At 68.7% G+C, this 16,829-nt stretch carries 18 protein-coding genes; 14 read left to right on the forward strand and 4 right to left on the reverse strand.

Annotated elements, in window-relative coordinates; all coding sequences use genetic code 11:
- Positions 1 to 45: 45 nt before the first annotated feature.
- Positions 46 to 1,386, reverse strand: a complete 1,341-nt coding sequence (locus ACAM42_RS21595) for a UDP-glucose/GDP-mannose dehydrogenase family protein (protein WP_369629339.1) — start codon at positions 1,384 to 1,386, stop codon at positions 46 to 48.
- Positions 1,387 to 1,482: 96 nt separating this feature from the next.
- On the opposite strand from ACAM42_RS21595, the gene ACAM42_RS21600 reads away from it, so the two are divergent.
- Genes ACAM42_RS21600 through ACAM42_RS21615 form a run of 4 tightly spaced genes read left to right on the forward strand, consistent with a single transcriptional unit; the run spans position 1,483 to position 5,405 of the window.
- Positions 1,483 to 2,514, forward strand: a complete 1,032-nt coding sequence (locus ACAM42_RS21600) for a glycosyltransferase family 2 protein (RefSeq protein WP_369629340.1) — start codon at positions 1,483 to 1,485, stop codon at positions 2,512 to 2,514.
- Positions 2,511 to 3,512, forward strand: a complete 1,002-nt coding sequence (locus ACAM42_RS21605) for a hypothetical protein (protein ID WP_369629341.1) — start codon at positions 2,511 to 2,513, stop codon at positions 3,510 to 3,512. The genes ACAM42_RS21600 and ACAM42_RS21605 overlap by 4 nt, the downstream gene beginning before the upstream one ends.
- Positions 3,502 to 4,263, forward strand: coding sequence for a hypothetical protein (locus tag ACAM42_RS21610; protein ID WP_369629342.1), 762 nt, complete (start codon positions 3,502 to 3,504; stop codon positions 4,261 to 4,263). The genes ACAM42_RS21605 and ACAM42_RS21610 overlap by 11 nt, the downstream gene beginning before the upstream one ends.
- A gap of 8 nt (positions 4,264 to 4,271) precedes the next feature.
- Positions 4,272 to 5,405, forward strand: a complete 1,134-nt coding sequence (locus tag ACAM42_RS21615) for a hypothetical protein (RefSeq protein WP_369629343.1) — start codon at positions 4,272 to 4,274, stop codon at positions 5,403 to 5,405.
- A gap of 69 nt (positions 5,406 to 5,474) precedes the next feature.
- On the opposite strand, the gene ACAM42_RS21620 is transcribed toward ACAM42_RS21615, so the two are convergent.
- A complete protein-coding gene (locus tag ACAM42_RS21620) occupies positions 5,475 to 6,416 on the reverse strand; it encodes a DMT family transporter (RefSeq protein WP_369629344.1) in 942 nt (313 codons plus the stop codon).
- Between the two features lie 136 nt (positions 6,417 to 6,552).
- Here ACAM42_RS21620 and ACAM42_RS21625 point away from each other — a divergent pair, with 136 nt between their 5' ends.
- The 7 genes from ACAM42_RS21625 to ACAM42_RS21655 all read left to right on the forward strand — a co-directional run bounded on the left by ACAM42_RS21625 (position 6,553) and on the right by ACAM42_RS21655 (position 11,814).
- On the forward strand, positions 6,553 to 7,149 hold the full coding sequence (locus ACAM42_RS21625; protein ID WP_369629345.1) for a TetR/AcrR family transcriptional regulator: 597 nt from the start codon (positions 6,553 to 6,555) through the stop codon (positions 7,147 to 7,149).
- 137 nt (positions 7,150 to 7,286) lie between these two features.
- The gene (locus ACAM42_RS21630; RefSeq protein ID WP_369629346.1) at positions 7,287 to 7,406 is read left to right on the forward strand and encodes a hypothetical protein; all 120 of its coding nucleotides are present in this window, start codon (positions 7,287 to 7,289) and stop codon (positions 7,404 to 7,406) included.
- A gap of 192 nt (positions 7,407 to 7,598) precedes the next feature.
- Positions 7,599 to 8,561 carry a homocysteine S-methyltransferase family protein gene (locus ACAM42_RS21635; protein WP_369629347.1) on the forward strand — a complete coding sequence of 321 codons (963 nt, stop codon included), beginning with the start codon at positions 7,599 to 7,601 and terminating at the stop codon, positions 8,559 to 8,561.
- A gap of 367 nt (positions 8,562 to 8,928) precedes the next feature.
- Entirely contained in the window at positions 8,929 to 9,978 is a 1,050-nt protein-coding gene (locus tag ACAM42_RS21640; protein WP_369629348.1) for a cyclopropane-fatty-acyl-phospholipid synthase family protein, read from the forward strand.
- Positions 9,978 to 10,769 (forward strand): DUF1295 domain-containing protein, encoded by a 792-nt coding sequence (locus ACAM42_RS21645; RefSeq protein ID WP_369629349.1) that lies wholly within the window; start codon positions 9,978 to 9,980, stop codon positions 10,767 to 10,769. Before ACAM42_RS21640 ends, ACAM42_RS21645 begins: the two co-directional genes overlap by 1 nt.
- Positions 10,766 to 11,386 carry a DUF6134 family protein gene (locus tag ACAM42_RS21650; RefSeq protein ID WP_369629350.1) on the forward strand — a complete coding sequence of 207 codons (621 nt, stop codon included), beginning with the start codon at positions 10,766 to 10,768 and terminating at the stop codon, positions 11,384 to 11,386. The genes ACAM42_RS21645 and ACAM42_RS21650 overlap by 4 nt, the downstream gene beginning before the upstream one ends.
- Entirely contained in the window at positions 11,383 to 11,814 is a 432-nt protein-coding gene (locus ACAM42_RS21655) for a DUF2177 family protein (protein ID WP_369629351.1), read from the forward strand. Before ACAM42_RS21650 ends, ACAM42_RS21655 begins: the two co-directional genes overlap by 4 nt.
- Here the strand turns inward: ACAM42_RS21655 and ACAM42_RS21660 are convergent.
- Positions 11,777 to 12,433 carry a ChrR family anti-sigma-E factor gene (locus ACAM42_RS21660; protein ID WP_369629352.1) on the reverse strand — a complete coding sequence of 219 codons (657 nt, stop codon included), beginning with the start codon at positions 12,431 to 12,433 and terminating at the stop codon, positions 11,777 to 11,779. The genes ACAM42_RS21655 and ACAM42_RS21660 overlap by 38 nt on opposite strands.
- A gap of 2 nt (positions 12,434 to 12,435) precedes the next feature.
- On the reverse strand, positions 12,436 to 12,984 hold the full coding sequence (locus ACAM42_RS21665) for a sigma-70 family RNA polymerase sigma factor (protein ID WP_369629353.1): 549 nt from the start codon (positions 12,982 to 12,984) through the stop codon (positions 12,436 to 12,438).
- A 215-nt stretch (positions 12,985 to 13,199) separates the two neighbouring features.
- Here ACAM42_RS21665 and ACAM42_RS21670 point away from each other — a divergent pair, with 215 nt between their 5' ends.
- The 3 genes from ACAM42_RS21670 to ACAM42_RS21680 are packed head-to-tail and all read left to right on the forward strand — an operon-like array spanning position 13,200 to position 16,593.
- Positions 13,200 to 14,585, forward strand: a complete 1,386-nt coding sequence (locus ACAM42_RS21670) for an NAD(P)/FAD-dependent oxidoreductase (RefSeq protein ID WP_369629354.1) — start codon at positions 13,200 to 13,202, stop codon at positions 14,583 to 14,585.
- Complete coding sequence (locus tag ACAM42_RS21675) at positions 14,582 to 15,370, forward strand: DUF1365 domain-containing protein (RefSeq protein ID WP_369629355.1); 789 nt, start codon at positions 14,582 to 14,584, stop codon at positions 15,368 to 15,370. Before ACAM42_RS21670 ends, ACAM42_RS21675 begins: the two co-directional genes overlap by 4 nt.
- On the forward strand, positions 15,367 to 16,593 hold the full coding sequence (locus tag ACAM42_RS21680; RefSeq protein WP_369629356.1) for a class I SAM-dependent methyltransferase: 1,227 nt from the start codon (positions 15,367 to 15,369) through the stop codon (positions 16,591 to 16,593). The genes ACAM42_RS21675 and ACAM42_RS21680 overlap by 4 nt, the downstream gene beginning before the upstream one ends.
- Positions 16,594 to 16,829 lie beyond the last annotated feature (236 nt).

Below are 16,829 nucleotides of genomic sequence, written 5' to 3' on the forward strand. Positions count from 1 at the left end.
ATGGATCAAAAGCCGGCGAATGACCGGCATGCTGCTGACGACGATTCAGCGCCGCACTGACCGGCCGCGCCCGATGCCGTAGTACGCGATGCCGGCGGCTTCGACTTCGGCGGCGTCGTAGAGGTTGCGGCCGTCGAAGATCGCGGGCGCCTTCAATGTGCGGGCGATGCGCGCCAGGTCGGGGCGGCGGAACACGGGCCATTCGGTCACGAGCGCCAGCACGTCGGCACCCTGCAATGCGTCTTCGGGCGTGTCGCACCAGCGCACGTCGCCGCGCTCGCCGACGATGGCGCGCGCATTCGGCATCGCCGCCGGGTCGTGCACCTGCACATGCGCGCCCGCCGCCCACAGGCGCTCCAGCAACACGAAGCTCGGCGCATCGCGCATGTCGTCGGTGTCGGGCTTGAAGGCCAGGCCCCAAAGCGCGATGGTCTTGTTCGCGATGCGGCCTTCGAAGTGATGCGTCATCAGGTCGAAGAGGCGCCCCTTCTGCTCGTGGTTCGCGGCCTCGACCGCCGCGAGGATGCGCAGCGGCTGCCCCTCGCGATCGGCCGCATGCCGCAGCGCCCGCACGTCCTTCGCCAGGCACGAGCCGCCATAGCCCGCGCCCGCTTGCAGAAAGTCGGGGCCGATGCGCCGGTCCGAGCCGATGCCGCGGCGCACCATCTCGATGTCGGCGCCCGCATGCTCGGCCACGCGCGCCATCTCGTTCATGAAGCTGATGCGGGTCGCGAGCATCGCGTTGGCGGCGTACTTGGTGAGCTCGGCCGAGCGCCGGTCCATCACCAGCAACTGCTTTGCCGGATCGCGCACGAAGGGTTCGTAGAGCCGCGTCAGCAGGCCGATGGCCGCGGGGTCGGTCGCACCGATCACCACGCGGTCGGGCTGGCGGCAATCGCGCACGGCCGAGCCCTCGCGCAGGAATTCGGGGTTCACGGCCACCGCGACGCGATGGGGCACACCGCGCTGCGAAAGCGCCGCGCGCAGCACGGCCTCGACCTGCTCCGCGGTGCCGACCGGTGCGGTGGACTTGCAGACGACCACGGCATCGCGGTCCCGGTGCTGCCCGATGCTTCGGGCCACGGCCATCACATGTCGCAGGTCGACATCGCCTTGCGCGTCGGCCGGCGTGTTGACCACGATGAAGAGCGCGTCGCCATGCAGGCTCGCCGCGCGCTCGTCGGCTGTGAAGCGCAGCTTCCCCGTCGAAAGGCCTGCGGACACCAGCGCCTCCAGCCCCGGCTCGTGCAGCGGCATCCGACCCTGCTGCAGCCCCTCGATGCGGCCGGCATCGGCGTCCGCGCACAGCACCTCGTGCCCCGCTTCGGCCATGCAGGCGGCGAAGCTGAGGCCCACATAACCGGCACCGAAGATGGTGAGCTTCATGCGCAAGCCCCTCCCTTCAGGCACTGGCAGCCGCGGCGGTTGTGAGATAAAAGCAGGATGCAAGCCTTCAAAACAATGTCCCGACAGGAAAATTCGATGATGCCCGATCACGTTGCCGCGCGTTGCGCGCTGGTCCTGGAGACCAACAACCTGCGCGGCGGAGCGGATGCCGAAGCCGCCGCAAGCATCAGCCTGCAGCGCCTGGTCGCCCTGTTGGCGAAACAGAAGCTGCCGATCACGGCCCTGGCCCAGGTGGTCATCACGCACGACGGGCTGAACGCCGCATCGTGCGAGGCCGTCATGGCGCTGGCGGGCCGCCCCATCGACTTCGTGCGCATCGACGCCGCCACCGGCTACTACGACGCCAAGAACGTCGGCTTCGCGGCCACCGATGCGGCGCGCTGCGACCACGTGGTGTTCGCCGATGCCGATTGCCTGCCCGACGACGACTGGCTGCTGCAGATGCTCACGCCCTTCACGCGCGGCGCCGACGCGCCCGCGGTGGTGGCCGGCCGCACGAGCTACGCGGCCAGCATCGTGGGCACCGCGCTCACGACCATCGACTTCATGTACTTTCCCAACGCCGACCACGCGGGCGCGACGAGCAACTTCTACGCGAACAACGTGGCCTTCCGCCGCGACGTGTTCGAGCAGCACAGCTACCAGGCGCTCGACGGCGTCTACCGCGCGCACTGCCAGGTGCTGGGCATGCGGCTAAAGGCGGCGAACGTTCCCATCCACTACGCGGCCGCGGCCCACACCGAGCACCGCCTGCCCGACACGCGTGCCGAAGCGCTCAAGCTGCGCTGGATGCGCGGGCAGGACACGTATTCGCTCACGCCGCACCTCTTGCGCAGCTATGTGTCGACACGCTGGCAGTGGCTTGCGAAGAGCGGGCCGATCGGGCCGCTGTGCGTGCTGTTCACGCGGCTGGGTTTCAGCGTGCGCGCGCTCAACCACCAGGACCTGCCTCCCCTGCGCGGCCTGCGCTGGCTCGCGGGCGTGGCGCTGATCGTGGGCTTCTCGGCCATCGACATGCTGGGCGCCTTCGCGCGCGGCATCGGCCTGCACACGACGGGCCGCACGAACGCGGACGCGCAGGCGCTTTCGTACCATCGCCCGACATGAACAAGAAAAACATCCTCATCGGCCTTCTCGTGCTGGCCGGCGCATGCGCGACGGCGGGCGCCGCCGACTTCACCGGACGCGGCGTCTTCAACTTCAAGTCCGACAGCGGCTGCCCCTTCTCCGCGCTCGCAGGCCCTGCGAACGAGTGCAACCGCCTCGCGCTCGACGATACCGACACGCGGGCCGCACTCGACAACGCAGCGCACACCCTGCGCTTTGCGAACCCGCGCAGCTACGGCCGCAAGACCATCGTGGGCGACGTGCTGCTGCAAGGCTCGGGCCAGTCACGTCACAGTGGCCAACGCGTGCCGCTGACCTTCCATGCGCTGCTGAGCCGCTCGGGCAACGACTGGTCGGTGAGCAGCCATGCGCACTCGCCCGTCGGCGGCGAGTTCAGCGACATCCGCATCGACCCGTACCAGGTCGTGGTGATCGAGGGCGGCGCCGAGCGCGTGGTGCTCACGCCGGCGCAAATCGCCGAGACACTCTCCAGGCCCTCGATCGCCGCGCGGCTCGCCAACGAATTCGTGCAGGTACGGGACAACCGGAAAGGCGGTGCCGCTGATGCGGACATCACCGTCGGCCTGGGGTTGGGCCGCGCCTCCAAGTCGGTGGCGCGCGCGCATTTCCACGCGCCGGGGGCCAAGGGCAGTGAGCTGTCCGAAGCGATGCGGCAAGGCGACTGGTCGCTCGAACTGCAGGCGCTGAGCGGACAGATTCCGCGCCAGGTGGTGCAGCGCGACCTGTTCCTCTATGGCCTCGAATCGCAGTCGCTGCTGCTGCCGCTGACGCAGCGCGGCTTCCGCAAGAACGAGAAGCTGGTGCTCGGTGCCGCGGGCGGCAAGGGCTATGTGCGCTACGACGGCCAGCAGCGCGAGTTCGCCGGTGCAGATGCATCGGCGCGCGCCTTCCTTCAAGGCAGTTTCATCGGCCTCGTGCTCGGTTGGCAGCAACAGCAGCCGCAGACCCCGGTGGCCAAAAAAGCCGATGGCCGCTGACACCGCCCCGGCGAACGCGGCATTCGACTGCCTCGCACCGCCGCAACTGCGTGGCTGGCCGGCGCTGCAGGCCCGGCTGGTGCACCACATCAAGCGCGCCGCGTTGCGCCAGATGCATGCGAGCCGCGCCGGCGAAGTGATGTTGCTGCGCCTGTATCTGATCGGCGAAGAATCGTCCGAGCAGGCGCTGCAGCGCGAGCTGCGTACCAACGCGCCCGAGTGGCTCACGCGCCAGCTCGACCAGCACCTGGCCGACGAGCAGCTGCATGCGCGGCTTTTCGCCGACGCCATCGTCGCGCGCGGCGGCACGGCGCAGGCGGCTGCATCGCCGGAAGCAGCGCCGAAGCCCGACTGGCTGAGCCAACGCAAGCTCGCGCGCTGGCAGCGCCTCATCCAGCGCCATGCGCCGCACTTCGCGCACGGTGGCCTCGTGCCGGCGTATGCGATCGGCCTCGCCGCCGAGCAGATGGCCTCGCGCATCCTGCAGCGCCACTGCGCGCTGATCGGCCCGCGGCATGCGCTGCACCCGCTGCTCACGCGCGTGCTGGCCGACGAGGACCGCCACATCCGCCTGTGCAGCCACACGCTGCAGCGCTGCGTGGCGCCGCATGAGGAAGCACGGCTCGCGCAGCTGATGCGCGAGGTGCGCGACACCGAGCGCGGCTTCGGCATCACCGGCGCCCTGGGCATGTACCTCGCGGGCGTGGCCTTGCGCCTGGGCCCCGGCCGTGCGCGGCCGGTGGCAGCCTGAGTCCGTCGATGCCGCCGCGCATCGTCTACCTCGCGACTGCGGACGCGCGCGGCCACCTGATGCGCGCGCAGCTGCTCACGCATTCGCTGCGCGCCGCGGGCGCCAGCGTGCAGGTGCTCACCACCTCCGATGAAGGCGCGCGCTTTCTTGCCGGCTTCGGCATCGAAGCGCCGGTGCTCTCGCGCCACTACGCGGTGCAGTTCGACCGCGAGCAGAACATGCTGCGCCGCGAAACCGACCGCAACGTGGCGCACTACGTGTTCCGTCCGGAGCGCATGCTGCGCGACATCCTTCGGCTGCGCGCATGGTTCCGCGATGCGGACCTGGTGGTGAACGACTCCTTCCACCCCGCGCTGCTGTTCATGGGCTGGATGCCGGTCTGGCGGCGCAAGGTGGTGCATGTGTACGGCGCGAGCCTGCGGCATGCGCTGCAGACCAACTTCAGCGGGCGCATGCCGGCGTGGATGGCGAACATCTTCGGCCGCATCGTCGCCTGGCAGATCGACCGCAGCCGCGCGCGCATCGCGCACGATTTCGCCTACGGCGAGCCGCAGGCCGACGGACGCGGCGGCCACCGGCTCGCCACGCCGGTGGCCGTAGTGGGTGCCGACACGGATTCGCACGACGACTGCGCGCCGCAGGCCGCCGTGTACCTCAACCCGCATTTCAAGGAAGCCGCACTGGCCGACGGCCTGGAGCGCGGGCTGGCCGAGGCGCGCACGCCGGCGCACCTCGTCGGCGAAGGCTATGCACAGCGCGCGGGCTGGCACGCGCAGGACGAGCACTGGATCGAGCGGGCCGCGCGCAGCGCCTTCATCGTCTCGGCGCCCGGCATGGCGGCGCTGTCGGTCGCGGCGGTGTACCGCAAGCCGATCCTGCTGCTGCTGACCGACCAGCCCGAGCAGGCGATCAATGCGCAGCGCGCCGCGCGAATGGGCCTGCACCATCGCATCGTGGTGTGGCAGGGCCGCACCGAGGATTTCGCGCGGGCCGTGACGACGGGTGCCCACGAACTGATCGCGCTGGCCGACGACGGCAGCGGTCCACAAGCGGCGCAGAAAGGCCGCGAGGCCGCCATGGCCCGACTGCAGCACTGGACGGTGCTGCTCCACGGCCTCGCGGCCTCGCCGCCTGTTCGATGAATGAAGCACCGAGGAAGATGCGCCCTTCGACGCAGAAACTCCTCGACGGAAATTGCCGGGTTCAGGGACTCAATGTCCCCTGGATTCAACGGGGGACGAGGATCGACGTTGCTGGATCAGCATCGCAGTCATGCCGCCTGTGACGATGACCAGCCCGGCAATGGCTGTGGCACTGGGCCGCTCATCAAGGACCAGCAAAGCGAGCAGCGTCGCTGCGCCGGGAACGAGTGCAGCGAACGTGGCACCGACGGCTGCACCCAGAATCTGCACCGACTTGCTGAAAAAGAACAAGGCCACCGTGGAGACCATGACCCCCTGATAGAACGCCTGCACACCGATGTCACCCAGTGGCGCTTGCAACAGGTGCAGCCCGCGCGTCGCGAGGTAGGCGGGCAGGTAGATGATCATCGAGAACACCGAAACAATGGCGGTGGCGTGCAGCGCCGATGCAGAGAACTGCTTGGACGAGACGGTGTAGATGGCCCACAGCAGTCCGCCCAGAAGGAAGATCAGGTAGGCCCACGGCGAGGAGCGGACGGCGCTGAAGTTGTGGAAGCCGACCAACGCGACCCCGAGGATGATCAGCGCAATGCCCGCCGTCTCCCTGCGCGAGAGCCTGGCGCCGAGTCCCCAGGCGCTGATGAGCGCGGAGAACAGGATCATGCTGCCAGGCGTGACCACGGCGAACTGCTCCACCGGCGCCATGCCGAGGCCGAAGGCGACCACCAGCATGTAGGGCGCGCCAATGCCGGCGGTCATGAGCGCGATGGCGATCCAGCTCAGCCCCATGAGGCCTCGTCGTACGAGAAACGGCAACAGCATCACGCCCGAGACCGTGTACCGGATGCAGGTGATGTCGTAGGCGTCCAAGGCCGTGTGGGTCAGCCCGAAGCGAGTCACGACCGGAAAGGCGCCCCAGATCAGGGCCGAAGCGAGTCCGAACAGCACACCCACCCATCGACGATCGATGCCGAGTTGGGAAACAGGCGGTGAGGCAGAAAGCCGAGTCATCGAGTGGGGTTCCTTCAGAACGATGCCAGTGTCTTGCCTGGCGCCGCGGGCATCGCCTGCGTGGCGGACGGACTATCATTGACAGTATTGTCAATTTTGACGTCGTTGTCAAAAATAGAAAGCGCGAGGATTTCTCATGGCAGGAGTCAGGCAGTTCGATGAGGCCAAGGTGTTGGACGCCGTGCTGGACGTGTTCTGGCAAAAAGGCTGGCGGGCAACGTCCATGGCCGATCTGGCAGAGGCCGCCGATGTGCAGCGCGGTTCGCTCTATCACGCCTATGGCGGCAAGGAGGAGCTGTTCTTGCTGGCCTTCGAGGCGTACGCCACCAGGTTTCTGGACAACGCGCGCGCAGCCCTCGACAAACCCCGTGCAGAGACGGCGTTGCGCGCCTTCTTCAAGGTCGCGATCGCCAACATGACGCAAGGCGTACCGCCTCGGGGCTGTCTCACCACGAAGACGGCAACGGAGGTCGATGGTGCAGGCCCACGCATCCAGGAACGGCTGCGTCAGTTGCTCGATGAGCTCCAGGGCGTCGTCTCAGCAGCCATGTCGAAGGGGGATATGTCGACACAGCTTTCGCTGTCCCCCAAGGAAACCGCTCAGGTTGTCATCACATTCACCCGAGGCCTGGCAGTGATGGAGCGGGTTTATCAGAACGCGCCTTCTCTTCATCGGATGGCTGACGCGGTGATCAAGGCCTTGGTTCCGAATGTGAAGCGCCGAACGAGCTGACGCCGTTGCACGGAGCCGCCGGGTGCAGGCGTCGACCGGAAAGGCTCAGCGGTTCGAGCATCGCCTGACTCCGCGCGAACAAACGGTCATGCGCTGGATGGCTGCCGGAAAGCGGCAGGCGGAAGCCTGCATCCAGCATGGGCCTTTCCGAACGCAACATCGAGAATCACCCGCGGCGTGTCCGCCGACGTTTGGGGGCCACGACGACAGACGAAGCTGTTCGCATGGCCATCCGATCCGGAAAGATCACACCGTGAACTCCAGCCCCTCTGTCAGGCTTCGAGTGACCGCCACCGGCAGTTGCTCGACAGCCGAAGCCTGAAGGGGGAGGAAAGCGCGCCGCCGGCCAGGCACTTGGCCCGCGAGGCGCTCACTGTCATCATCCGCTTCGCGGGCCCGGCGCCTTGGCGGCCGCGGCCATTCGGACACCCGAATGAGAGGAGTCAGCGATGGCAACCTACAGAAGCGCATTGCCGCAGCTCGGCGATGATTTCTTCATGACCGACGGCGGCATCGAGACCACCCTGATCTTTCTGGAGGGGCAGGAACTTCCCGACTTTGCCGCCTTTCACCTGCTCCGGACGCCGGAAGGCGAAAGAGTGCTGCGGAAGTATTTCCGGACCTACGCGGCGCTGGCCAGAAGCTTCGACGTCGGGCTGATTCTGGAAACGGCAACCTGGCGGTCCAATCCAGACTGGGGGAGCAGGCTGGGCTACAGCCCCGAGGAGCTCGCGGCGGTCGACCGGCAGCTGGTGGGTCTGCTGGAGGACATCCGCGATGCCTACCAGACCCGCCGGACGCCGATCATCATCAGCGGATGCCTTGGACCTCGCGGCGACGGCTATGTCCCGGACCGTGCCATGTCGGTGCGCGAAGCGCAGGACTACCATCGTGCGCAGGTCGAGACCTTCGCCGGCACCGCGGCCGACCTGGTGACCGCCATCACCATGAACTACGTCGAAGAGGCGTCGGGGATCGCGCTGGCCGCGAAGCAGGCGAACATGCCCGTCGTCATTTCCTTCACGCTGGAGACCGATGGCAGGCTGCCGACGGAGCAGTCCCTGGCGGACGCCATCCAGCAGGTGGACGGCGCCACCGCGGGTTATCCAGCCTACTTCATGATCAACTGCGCCCATCCCAGCCACTTCCAGCAGGTGGTGCATGGCGACGCGCCGTGGGCTGGGCGGATTCGCGGTCTGCGCGCGAATGCCTCCAGGATGAGCCATGCCGAGTTGAACGAGGCGCCCAAACTGGATGCGGGCGACCCGGTGGAGTTGGGGCAGGCCTATGCCGCGCTCAAGATGCACCGGTTGAAACGCCTTAATGTCATGGGCGGTTGCTGCGGCACCGACGACCGCCACGTCAAGCAGCTTGCAATGGCCTGCCTGCCCTTGTTCCGGGGCGTGGTCTAGTCGTTCACCCAGGGTTTGCACCCGCCCGCCCATCCGGCGATTCAGACGGCCCTTGCGTCTGCGATCCGGATCGTCGGCCGGTCGCGCCACGCGCCGATGCATCAAGCCTCGTGAAATCAACGCAGGCGCGGACTCAGCCCCCTCTTGACGCCGGGAGCCGTGTGCACAGCTACGTCCGCTTCGCAGCTCTTGCGGTGCATGTCCAGTTTGTCCAGAGATAGTGGGCCTGGCCTGTAGCGCCGCCAAGTGTCCGACCGCCGTACTTCGCACCGTCGCCTCAGTCCCCATGCGCTGAAGTCGACGAACAGTGATCCATTGCGGCCGGCCTAGCGTAGGAAGAAGAGACTCTCTTCCTGCACCCACCGCCATGCCCCAAGCCTCGAGCACCTCCACTGCCATCCATTGGGTTGAACAAGGCCTGGTGCCCGACGGCGCCGTTCGGCTGGGCGTGCGGCGGCTGCTGCGCCAGCGCCTGGTCGAGCTGGGCAGCGACGACCCGGAAGCCGTCGCCCTGCGTTCGGAGGCATTTTTCGACGGACTGCAGGAGGCACCGTTGGCCCTGCTGCCCGAAAAAGCCAACGAGCAGCACTACGAGTTGCCCGCTGAGTTCTTCACAGGCGTACTGGGCCCCCACCGGAAGTACAGCTGCTGCTGGTGGCCTGAAGGAGTGCAGACGCTCGAGCAGGCCGAGGCGGCGGCTCTGGCCGAGACCTGCGCCCGCGCCGGCCTGGAAGACGGGCTGCGCATTCTGGAGCTGGGCTGCGGCTGGGGCTCGCTGAGCCTGTGGATGGCCGAACACTTCCCACGCTCCCGCATCACGGCGGTCTCCAATTCGCACTCGCAGCGGCTGTTCATTACGGCCGAGGCCGCCACACGCGGCCTGGACAACCTCGAGGTGATCACCTGCGACTTCAATGATTTCGAGACCGGCGAGCGCTTCGACCGGGTGGTGTCGGTGGAGATGTTCGAGCACCTGCGCAACTGGCCGCGCGCCTTTTCGCACGTGGCCCGCTGGTTGAAACCGCAGGGGCGGTTCTTCATGCACGTCTTCGTTCACCGCGAAGCGCCCTACCCGTTCGAGGAGCGCGATGCCAGCGACTGGATGAGCCGCCACTTCTTCTCCGGCGGCATGATGCCGAGCGACGATCTCGCCCTGCGCTGCCAAGACGACTTGCGCCTGCTGCACCGCTGGCGCTGGGATGGCCGCCACTACGCGCGGACCTCGGCCGCCTGGCTGGCGCGCATGGACGCCCGGCGGGTCACCCTCATGCCCCTGCTGGCCGCCGTCTACGGAGCGCGCGACGCGCCGGTGTGGTGGACCCGCTGGCGGCTCTTCTTCATTTCGGTGGAAGAGCTCTTCGGCTACGCCGAGGGCGGCCAGTGGTGGGTCGGCCACTACCTGTTCGAGAAACGGTGATGCTGTCGCTAGCAGCCCTGGGTCTGGCGATCGCCCTCGGCGTGGCGTTGCCGGTCTGGGTGTTCAGCGTCGTGGTGCGCGACGCCAGCCTGGCGGACCGGATCTGGCCCCTGATGATCGCCGCGCCGGCCCTGGCCTACGCCGGCGCCCATGCCCACGCGCTCGACGCCCGCAGCGCCTGGATGCTCGGGCTGCTGCTGGTATGGGCTTGCCGGCTGGCGCTGCACATCGGGCGTCGCAACTGGGGCCACGGCGAAGACCGCCGCTACCAGGCCATGCGTGCGCGCAACGAACCGCACTTCGGCCTGAAGAGCCTTTACCTCGTGTTCGGGCTCCAGGCGGTGCTGGCATGGATCGTCGGCTGGCCGCTGCTGGCCGCGTTCGCGCACCCGTCGCCCCTGTCCTGGCTGGACGTGCTGGCCCTGCTGCTGGCCGGCGGCGGTGTGGTCTTCGAGGCCGTGGCCGACGCCCAGCTCGCCCGCTTCCTGCGCAACCCGCGCCGCGAGGATGCGGTGATGGACCGCGGCCTCTGGGCCTGGTCGCGCCACCCCAACTACTTCGGCGAGGCCTGCGTCTGGTGGGGCCTCGGGTTGGCAGCGCTGTCGGCGGGCGGATGGGCGGTGGCGTGGTGCCTGGCGTCTGCGCTGCTGATGACCGTCCTGCTGCTCAAGGTGTCGGGCGTCGCGCTGCTGGAGCACGACATTGCCGAGCGCCGGCCCGCCTACCGCAGCTACGCGGCACGCACCAGTGCCTTCATCCCCTGGCCGCCGCGGCGCGGCGCCCGTCCATGAAGCACCGCGCCTTGGGGCTGATGCTGGCACTGGCGACCTGCCTGGCGCTGGCGCAGGAAGGTGACGAAGAAGCGGGCGAATGGCACTTCACCGCCATGCTCGATGGCAAGCCGATCGGGACCCATCGCTTTGTCGTCGGCGGCACGGCGGCGAGGCGCAGCGTCGACAGCCGCGCCCTGTTCACCGTGCGCGTGCTCGGCATCCCGGTCTACCGCTACCGGCACCAGGCCGAGGAGCGCTGGGCCGGAGACTGCCTGCGTGAGCTGCGCGCCGAGACCGACGACGACGGCACCCGCCAGCAGATCGCGCAGCGCTTCGACGGCGACTGCCTGATGAGCTTTGCCTACTGGAATCCCCGGCTGGTGAAACAACAGCGCCTGATCGATCCCCAGACGGGCAAGGTCGAGCCGGTCCGCTTCGAGCCGCTGCCCGATGCGACCCTCGAGGTCCGCGGTCAGCCCGTGCGGGCGCGCGGCTGGCGACTGCAGGCGGCGCAGCAGCGCATCCGCATCTGGTATGCCGCCGACAGCGGACGCTGGATCGGGCTCGACGCTGACACCAAGGGCGATCGCCAACTGAGCTACCGACTGACCTCTCCTGCACGGAGCACCCCATGAAGCCATCCCCGCGTACCTTGCTCGCTGCCTACCTGTGGGCGCTCGTGTGTTTTCTGGTGCTGGACGCCATCTGGCTGTCGGTCATGGGACCGCGCCTGTACCAGCCCGCGCTCGGTGCGCTGATGGCGCCGCAGGTGGACTGGACGGCGGCGGCGCTGTTCTATGCGCTCTACCTGGTCGGCCTGGTCGTCTTGGCGATCGCGCCGGCACTGGAGGCTGGCGAGCCCGCCGTGGCGTTGCGTCGCGGCGCGCTGCTCGGGCTCGTGGCCTACGCGACCTATGACCTGACGAACCAGGCCACGCTGCGCGACTGGCCCTGGGCCGTCACGGCCGCCGACCTGGCATGGGGCACGGCCGTGAGCGGCGTGTCGGCGTGGGTCGCGGCGCGCATCACATCCCGACCAGCGCGCCGAAGAAACGCGCAATAGCCCCGTCGAAGCGCAGCCGACCGTCCAGCGAGGCGAGGCAGATGCACTCGCTGCCGTCCTGAACCACCGGCTGGTGGTTGATCTCGGCATCGGCCGCATCGAAATCGCCGGCGCCGAACAAAGCCCGGCCATCGTGGAAGCGGCCGTGCAGCACCTGGGTGAACTCCTGCCCCTGGTGCGTGTGCTGCGGCAGGTACTTGCCGGCCGCGATGCGCAGAAGAAAGACGTTGGCCTCCGGGGCCTCGGGCACGGTCACACGGCTCCAGCGCATGCCGGGGCCGATCCAGCGCCAGGGCGTGGCACTGCAATGAGCGAGCGCGCGCGGCCAGCGCGCACCGGGCGGCAGCGGCGGGGGCGCGCTGACCCGCACGCGAGCGGGTTCAGCGCCTTCGTGCGCATCGATCCGGGCCCAGGTGTGCGCCAGCGCGTCGTCGGCCATCGGGGCCGCCTCCAGGCCGTCGAGCAGGATGCCGCCCACGGCATCGAGTGCGCGCGCGCGCTCACGGCACAGCGGGCACAGTTCCAGGTGGCTGGCCAGGACCAGTCGCATGCCAGCCGGCAAGTGGCCGGAGGACCCGGCCAGCAGCAGGTCGTCGTCGGGGTGGTGTCGGATGTCCATCGTCAATGTTCCAGCAGGCGGCGCAGTTGGGCGACCGCCAGGCGCACGCGCGACTTCACCGTGCCCAGCGGAATGCGCAGCTGGGCTGCGATGCGGGCATGCGGCGCGTCTTCGAAATAGGAAAGGTGCAGCACCTGCTGCTGCTCGGGCGGAAGCTGGCGCAGCGCGCCGCGCAGCCGTTCGCTCAGGCGCGCGTCGTGCAGCTGGTCTTCGACGGCCGGGTCGTCCGACTGGAGCAGGTCGAAGTCGAACACGTCTTCAGACGACTGCACGCCCTGGCGCCGCCGCAGCGCGTCCACGCGCAGGTTGCGCGCGATGGCGAAGATCCAGGTCGTGGCGGCCGCCCGGGCCGGATCGAACAGCGCGGCCTTGCGCCAGACGGTGACCAGGGCTTCCTGGGCCAGTTCCTCGGCCTGGATGGCCGGGCTGCCGCTGTGCATCAGGTAGTGCTTGATGCGCGGCGCGAAATGCGAGAACAGTTGCGCGAACGCGTCTCGGTCCTGCCGCTGCGCCACGGCGGCCATCGCCTCGGCCCAGAGGTCGTCGGGCAAGGCAGATGGCTCGGAATCGGGGGAGACAACGGTCAAGAGGGACGCTCGACGACTGCGGGGCAACGGAGTGCCCGCAGAGGGGTTGGACGGATCAGGAGCCGCGGTCATGTGCTGTCATACGCAAGGAAGCCGCGTTCGGATCATCGCAGCGACACGCCGGTAATCCAAACGGCCATTTCCTGCGTACAGGCAGCACGACCCGACGGAGACTCTCCATGCTGCCTCTTCTTGCCCCGTCTGCCGCCTTGCCGACGCCTGCCTCCGTGCCTCCCGAGCAGCGCATCGCCGTCGTCGGCACCGGCATCTCGGGCCTGTCCTGTGCCTGGCTGCTGTCCCAGCGCCACGAGGTCACGGTGTTCGAGAGCGAGCCCCGGCTGGGCGGCCACAGCCATACCGTGGACGCGCCGGGCCGGGAAGGCCGGGTGCCGGTGGACACCGGCTTCATCGTCTACAACGAGCCCGCGTACCCGAACCTCACCGCGTTGTTCCAGCACCTGGCCGTGCCGACCGCGGCCTCGGACATGTCGTTCGCCGTGAGCCTGGACGCCGGCGGGCTCGAATACGCCGGCACCGACCTGCGCGGCTTGTTCGCGCAAAAGCGCAACCTGGCGCGCCCCCGCTTCTGGGCCATGCTGCGCGACCTGCTGCGGTTCTACCGCGAGGCGCCGCGCGATGCGCAGGTCGCAGGCGACCAGGCGCTCGACGACTACCTGGATGCCCACGGCTATGGCCGCGCGTTTCGCGACGACCACCTCTACCCCATGGCTGCGGCCATCTGGTCCACGCCGGCGGCGCAGGTGGGTCGCTATCCGGTTGCAGCCTTTGTGCGGTTCTGCGAGAACCATGGGCTTCTGCAGATCAGTGGCCGCCCCATCTGGCGCACGGTGGTGGGCGGCAGCCGCGAATACGTGCGGCGCCTCAGCCAGCCTTTCGCCGACCGCATCCAGCTGGACCGGGCCGTGCTCGAACTGCATCGCGAGCCGGCAGGTGTGCGGCTTCGCACGAGCGCCGGCTGGTGGCCCGAGCGCTTCGACCAGGTGGTCCTGGCCACCCATGCGGACCGCTCGCTGGCGCTGCTTGACGCACCCACCGGTGCCGAGCGTGCCCTGCTCGGTGCCCTGCCCTACAGCCGCAACCTGGCCGTGCTGCACCGCGATCCTGCCCTGATGCCGGCGCGGCGCGCCGTGTGGTCGAGCTGGAACTACCTCGGCACGCGCGGCAGCGGGGCGGCCCCGACGGTGACCTACTGGATGAACCGGCTGCAGCCCCACCTGCCGCAGGGCGCGGCGGCCGAGCCGCTGTTCCTGACCCTGAACCCGGCGGTCGACCCACGGCCCGAGCACCTGATCCGCACCGAGGTCTACGACCACCCGCTGTTCGATGCCGCGGCCATGGCCGCGCAGCGCCAGTTGTGGCAGTTGCAGGGCCAGCGCCGCACCTGGTTCTGCGGCGCCTACTTCGGCGCCGGCTTCCACGAGGACGGATTGCAGGCCGGCCTGGCCGTCGCCGAAGCGCTCGGCGGCGTACGCCGGCCCTGGCGCGTGGCGCAGGAGTCCGGGCGCATCCATCTGCCGCACCTCGCGCAGACCGTCGCCTCATGAACGCGCACGAAGGCTCGGCGCTCTACATCGGGCGCGTCATGCACCAGCGGCTGCGGCCGAAGCGGCATCGGCTGAGCTACCGGGTCTACAACCTGCTGATCGACATCGACGAACTGCCGCAGTTGCACGCCCGGTTGCGCTGCTTCTCGGTGGACCGGTTCAACCTGTTCAGCTTTCATGCCGCCGACCATGGCGACGGCTCGGGCCGCGACCTGCGGGTCCAGGTGGAGGAGCGGCTGCGCGAGGCCGGCCTTCCGATCGGCGGCGCGATCCGGCTGCTGGCCATGCCGCGGCTGCTCGGCCATGTGTTCAACCCGCTCAGCATCTGGTTCTGCCATGCACCCGACGGCGCGCTGCAGGCGCTGCTGTACGAGGTCAACAACACCTTCGGGCAGCGGCACAGCTACCTGATCCCGGTCGCTGACGACGGCGCGCCCATCGTCGAGCAGCACTGCGACAAGCAGATGTACGTCTCTCCCTTCAACGGCATGGACCTGCACTACCGGTTCCGCGTCGCACCGCCGGGCGAGGCGGTCTCGGTCGGCATCAGCGTGCACGACGCGGCCGGCGCCGTGCTCAACGCGCGGCTTGACGGCCAACGCGCCCCCCTGAGCGACCTGGCGCTGCTGCGCGTGTTCATCACGCATCCGTTGCTGACCCTCAAGGTGGTGGCCGCCATCCACTGGCAGGCCCTGCATCTGTGGATCAAGCGCGTGCCGCTGCATCCGCGACCGGCTGCCCCCGACCACGACCTCACCATCGTTCCTTCGAACAAGACCCCATGAGCCTGACCACACCCTCCGCCCCTGCCCTCGATGTCGCGCCGGTCTTCTCGCCGCTGCGCCGGCTGCTGGCCCGCACGCGTTTCGGCCGGCTGACCTTGAGCCTTCCGGGCGGCCGATGCATCGAGGTGGTCGGCCGCGAACCCGGGCCGCACGCGAGCCTGCGCCTGCTGAGCTGGCGCCCGCTGCTGCGCCTGGCGTTGCAAGGCGATCTGGGCCTGGCCCTGTCATTTCGCGATGGCGAGTGGGAAAGTCCGGACCTGCTGGCCTTGTTCGAATTCGGCCTGGCCAACGAGTCGGCCTGGGGATCGCTGCTCAAGGGGCGCGGGCTGGCGCGCTGGGCGGCGCGGCTGCGGCACCTGACCCACAGCAACAGCCGGCGCGGAAGCCGGCACAACATCGCGTTCCATTACGACCTGGGCAACGCGTTCTACCGGCACTGGCTGGACGACAGCATGCTGTATTCGAGCGCGATGTTCAGCGACGCCGACGACGACACGCTGGAAGCCGCCCAGGCGCGTCGCCTCGCTGCCATCGCCGACATGCTCGACACCCCGCAAGGGGGCGACGTGCTCGAGATCGGCTGCGGCTGGGGAACGCTGGCCGCGAGCCTGGCCCGCCGGCACGAAGCGCGCGTCACCGGCGTCACGCTGTCGAGCGAGCAACTGGCCTTCGCCCGCGAACGCGCGCAGGACTGGGGTGTGGCCGACCGGGTCGACCTGCGGCTGCAGGACTACCGCGACGTGCAGGGCCGGTTCGACCGCATCGTGTCCATCGAGATGATCGAGGCCGTCGGCGAGGCCTACTGGCCCACCTACTTCGCCACCTTGCGCGAGCGCCTCAAGCCCGGTGGCGTGGTGGTGCTGCAGGCGATCACGATCGCCGATGCGCAGTTCGACAGCTACCGTCAGGGGACCGATTTCATCCAGCACTGCATCTTTCCCGGCGGCATGCTGCCCAGTCCACGCGTGCTGCGGGAACAGGCGCAACGCGCAGGGTTGGTGATCGAGGCTTCCCACTGCTTCGGCAAGGACTACGCGCGAACCCTGGCAGAGTGGCGTCGCCGGTTCCTCGCCGCCTGGCCGCAGATCGAGCCACTCGGCTTCGACGCCGCGTTCAAGCGCTTGTGGACCTACTACCTCTCCTACTGCGAGGCCGGCTTCCGCGCGGGGCTCGTCGACGTCGGTCTCTACCGGTTGCGCGTGGCTGAAGCCGGAACTGCCTGATCGGTCGGCGCAGTGCGAACCGCCCCCTTCCGTCTTCTTAACAGGGTGACGCACCGCAATTCCGGCTGTTCTGAAATATCCTGCGCGAACGCAGCAACTGCTGCCCGTATTGCGCGGCCTGCCGGGACAATGCCGATGAGGCTGCCAGAGACGCGGTCCTGAACGCGATTCTTCTGGCTTGCGATAAGCCCGCCTTCGACGACTGGGCGACAACTGCCGGTAGCTGTCGCTCACCC

Origin of the sequence: Variovorax sp. V35 (assembly GCF_041154465.1) — a bacterium.
GTDB lineage: Bacteria > Pseudomonadota > Gammaproteobacteria > Burkholderiales > Burkholderiaceae_C > Variovorax > Variovorax boronicumulans.

Coding starts and splice junctions, on each gene's coding strand:
- ACAM42_RS21605 (WP_369629341.1), top strand. CDS start 2,511: ATGAACAAGAAAAACATCCTCATCGGCCTTCTCGTGCTGGCCGGCGCA.
- ACAM42_RS21650 (WP_369629350.1), top strand. CDS start 10,766: ATGAAGCACCGCGCCTTGGGGCTGATGCTGGCACTGGCGACCTGCCTG.
- ACAM42_RS21625 (WP_369629345.1), top strand. CDS start 6,553: ATGGCAGGAGTCAGGCAGTTCGATGAGGCCAAGGTGTTGGACGCCGTG.
- ACAM42_RS21630 (WP_369629346.1), top strand. CDS start 7,287: ATGGGCCTTTCCGAACGCAACATCGAGAATCACCCGCGGCGTGTCCGC.
- ACAM42_RS21615 (WP_369629343.1), top strand. CDS start 4,272: ATGCCGCCGCGCATCGTCTACCTCGCGACTGCGGACGCGCGCGGCCAC.
- ACAM42_RS21600 (WP_369629340.1), top strand. CDS start 1,483: ATGATGCCCGATCACGTTGCCGCGCGTTGCGCGCTGGTCCTGGAGACC.
- ACAM42_RS21655 (WP_369629351.1), top strand. CDS start 11,383: ATGAAGCCATCCCCGCGTACCTTGCTCGCTGCCTACCTGTGGGCGCTC.
- ACAM42_RS21670 (WP_369629354.1), top strand. CDS start 13,200: ATGCTGCCTCTTCTTGCCCCGTCTGCCGCCTTGCCGACGCCTGCCTCC.
- ACAM42_RS21595 (WP_369629339.1), bottom strand. CDS start 1,386: ATGAAGCTCACCATCTTCGGTGCCGGTTATGTGGGCCTCAGCTTCGCC.
- ACAM42_RS21660 (WP_369629352.1), bottom strand. CDS start 12,433: ATGGACATCCGACACCACCCCGACGACGACCTGCTGCTGGCCGGGTCC.
- ACAM42_RS21675 (WP_369629355.1), top strand. CDS start 14,582: ATGAACGCGCACGAAGGCTCGGCGCTCTACATCGGGCGCGTCATGCAC.
- ACAM42_RS21620 (WP_369629344.1), bottom strand. CDS start 6,416: ATGACTCGGCTTTCTGCCTCACCGCCTGTTTCCCAACTCGGCATCGAT.
- ACAM42_RS21635 (WP_369629347.1), top strand. CDS start 7,599: ATGGCAACCTACAGAAGCGCATTGCCGCAGCTCGGCGATGATTTCTTC.
- ACAM42_RS21610 (WP_369629342.1), top strand. CDS start 3,502: ATGGCCGCTGACACCGCCCCGGCGAACGCGGCATTCGACTGCCTCGCA.
- ACAM42_RS21645 (WP_369629349.1), top strand. CDS start 9,978: ATGCTGTCGCTAGCAGCCCTGGGTCTGGCGATCGCCCTCGGCGTGGCG.
- ACAM42_RS21680 (WP_369629356.1), top strand. CDS start 15,367: ATGAGCCTGACCACACCCTCCGCCCCTGCCCTCGATGTCGCGCCGGTC.
- ACAM42_RS21640 (WP_369629348.1), top strand. CDS start 8,929: ATGCCCCAAGCCTCGAGCACCTCCACTGCCATCCATTGGGTTGAACAA.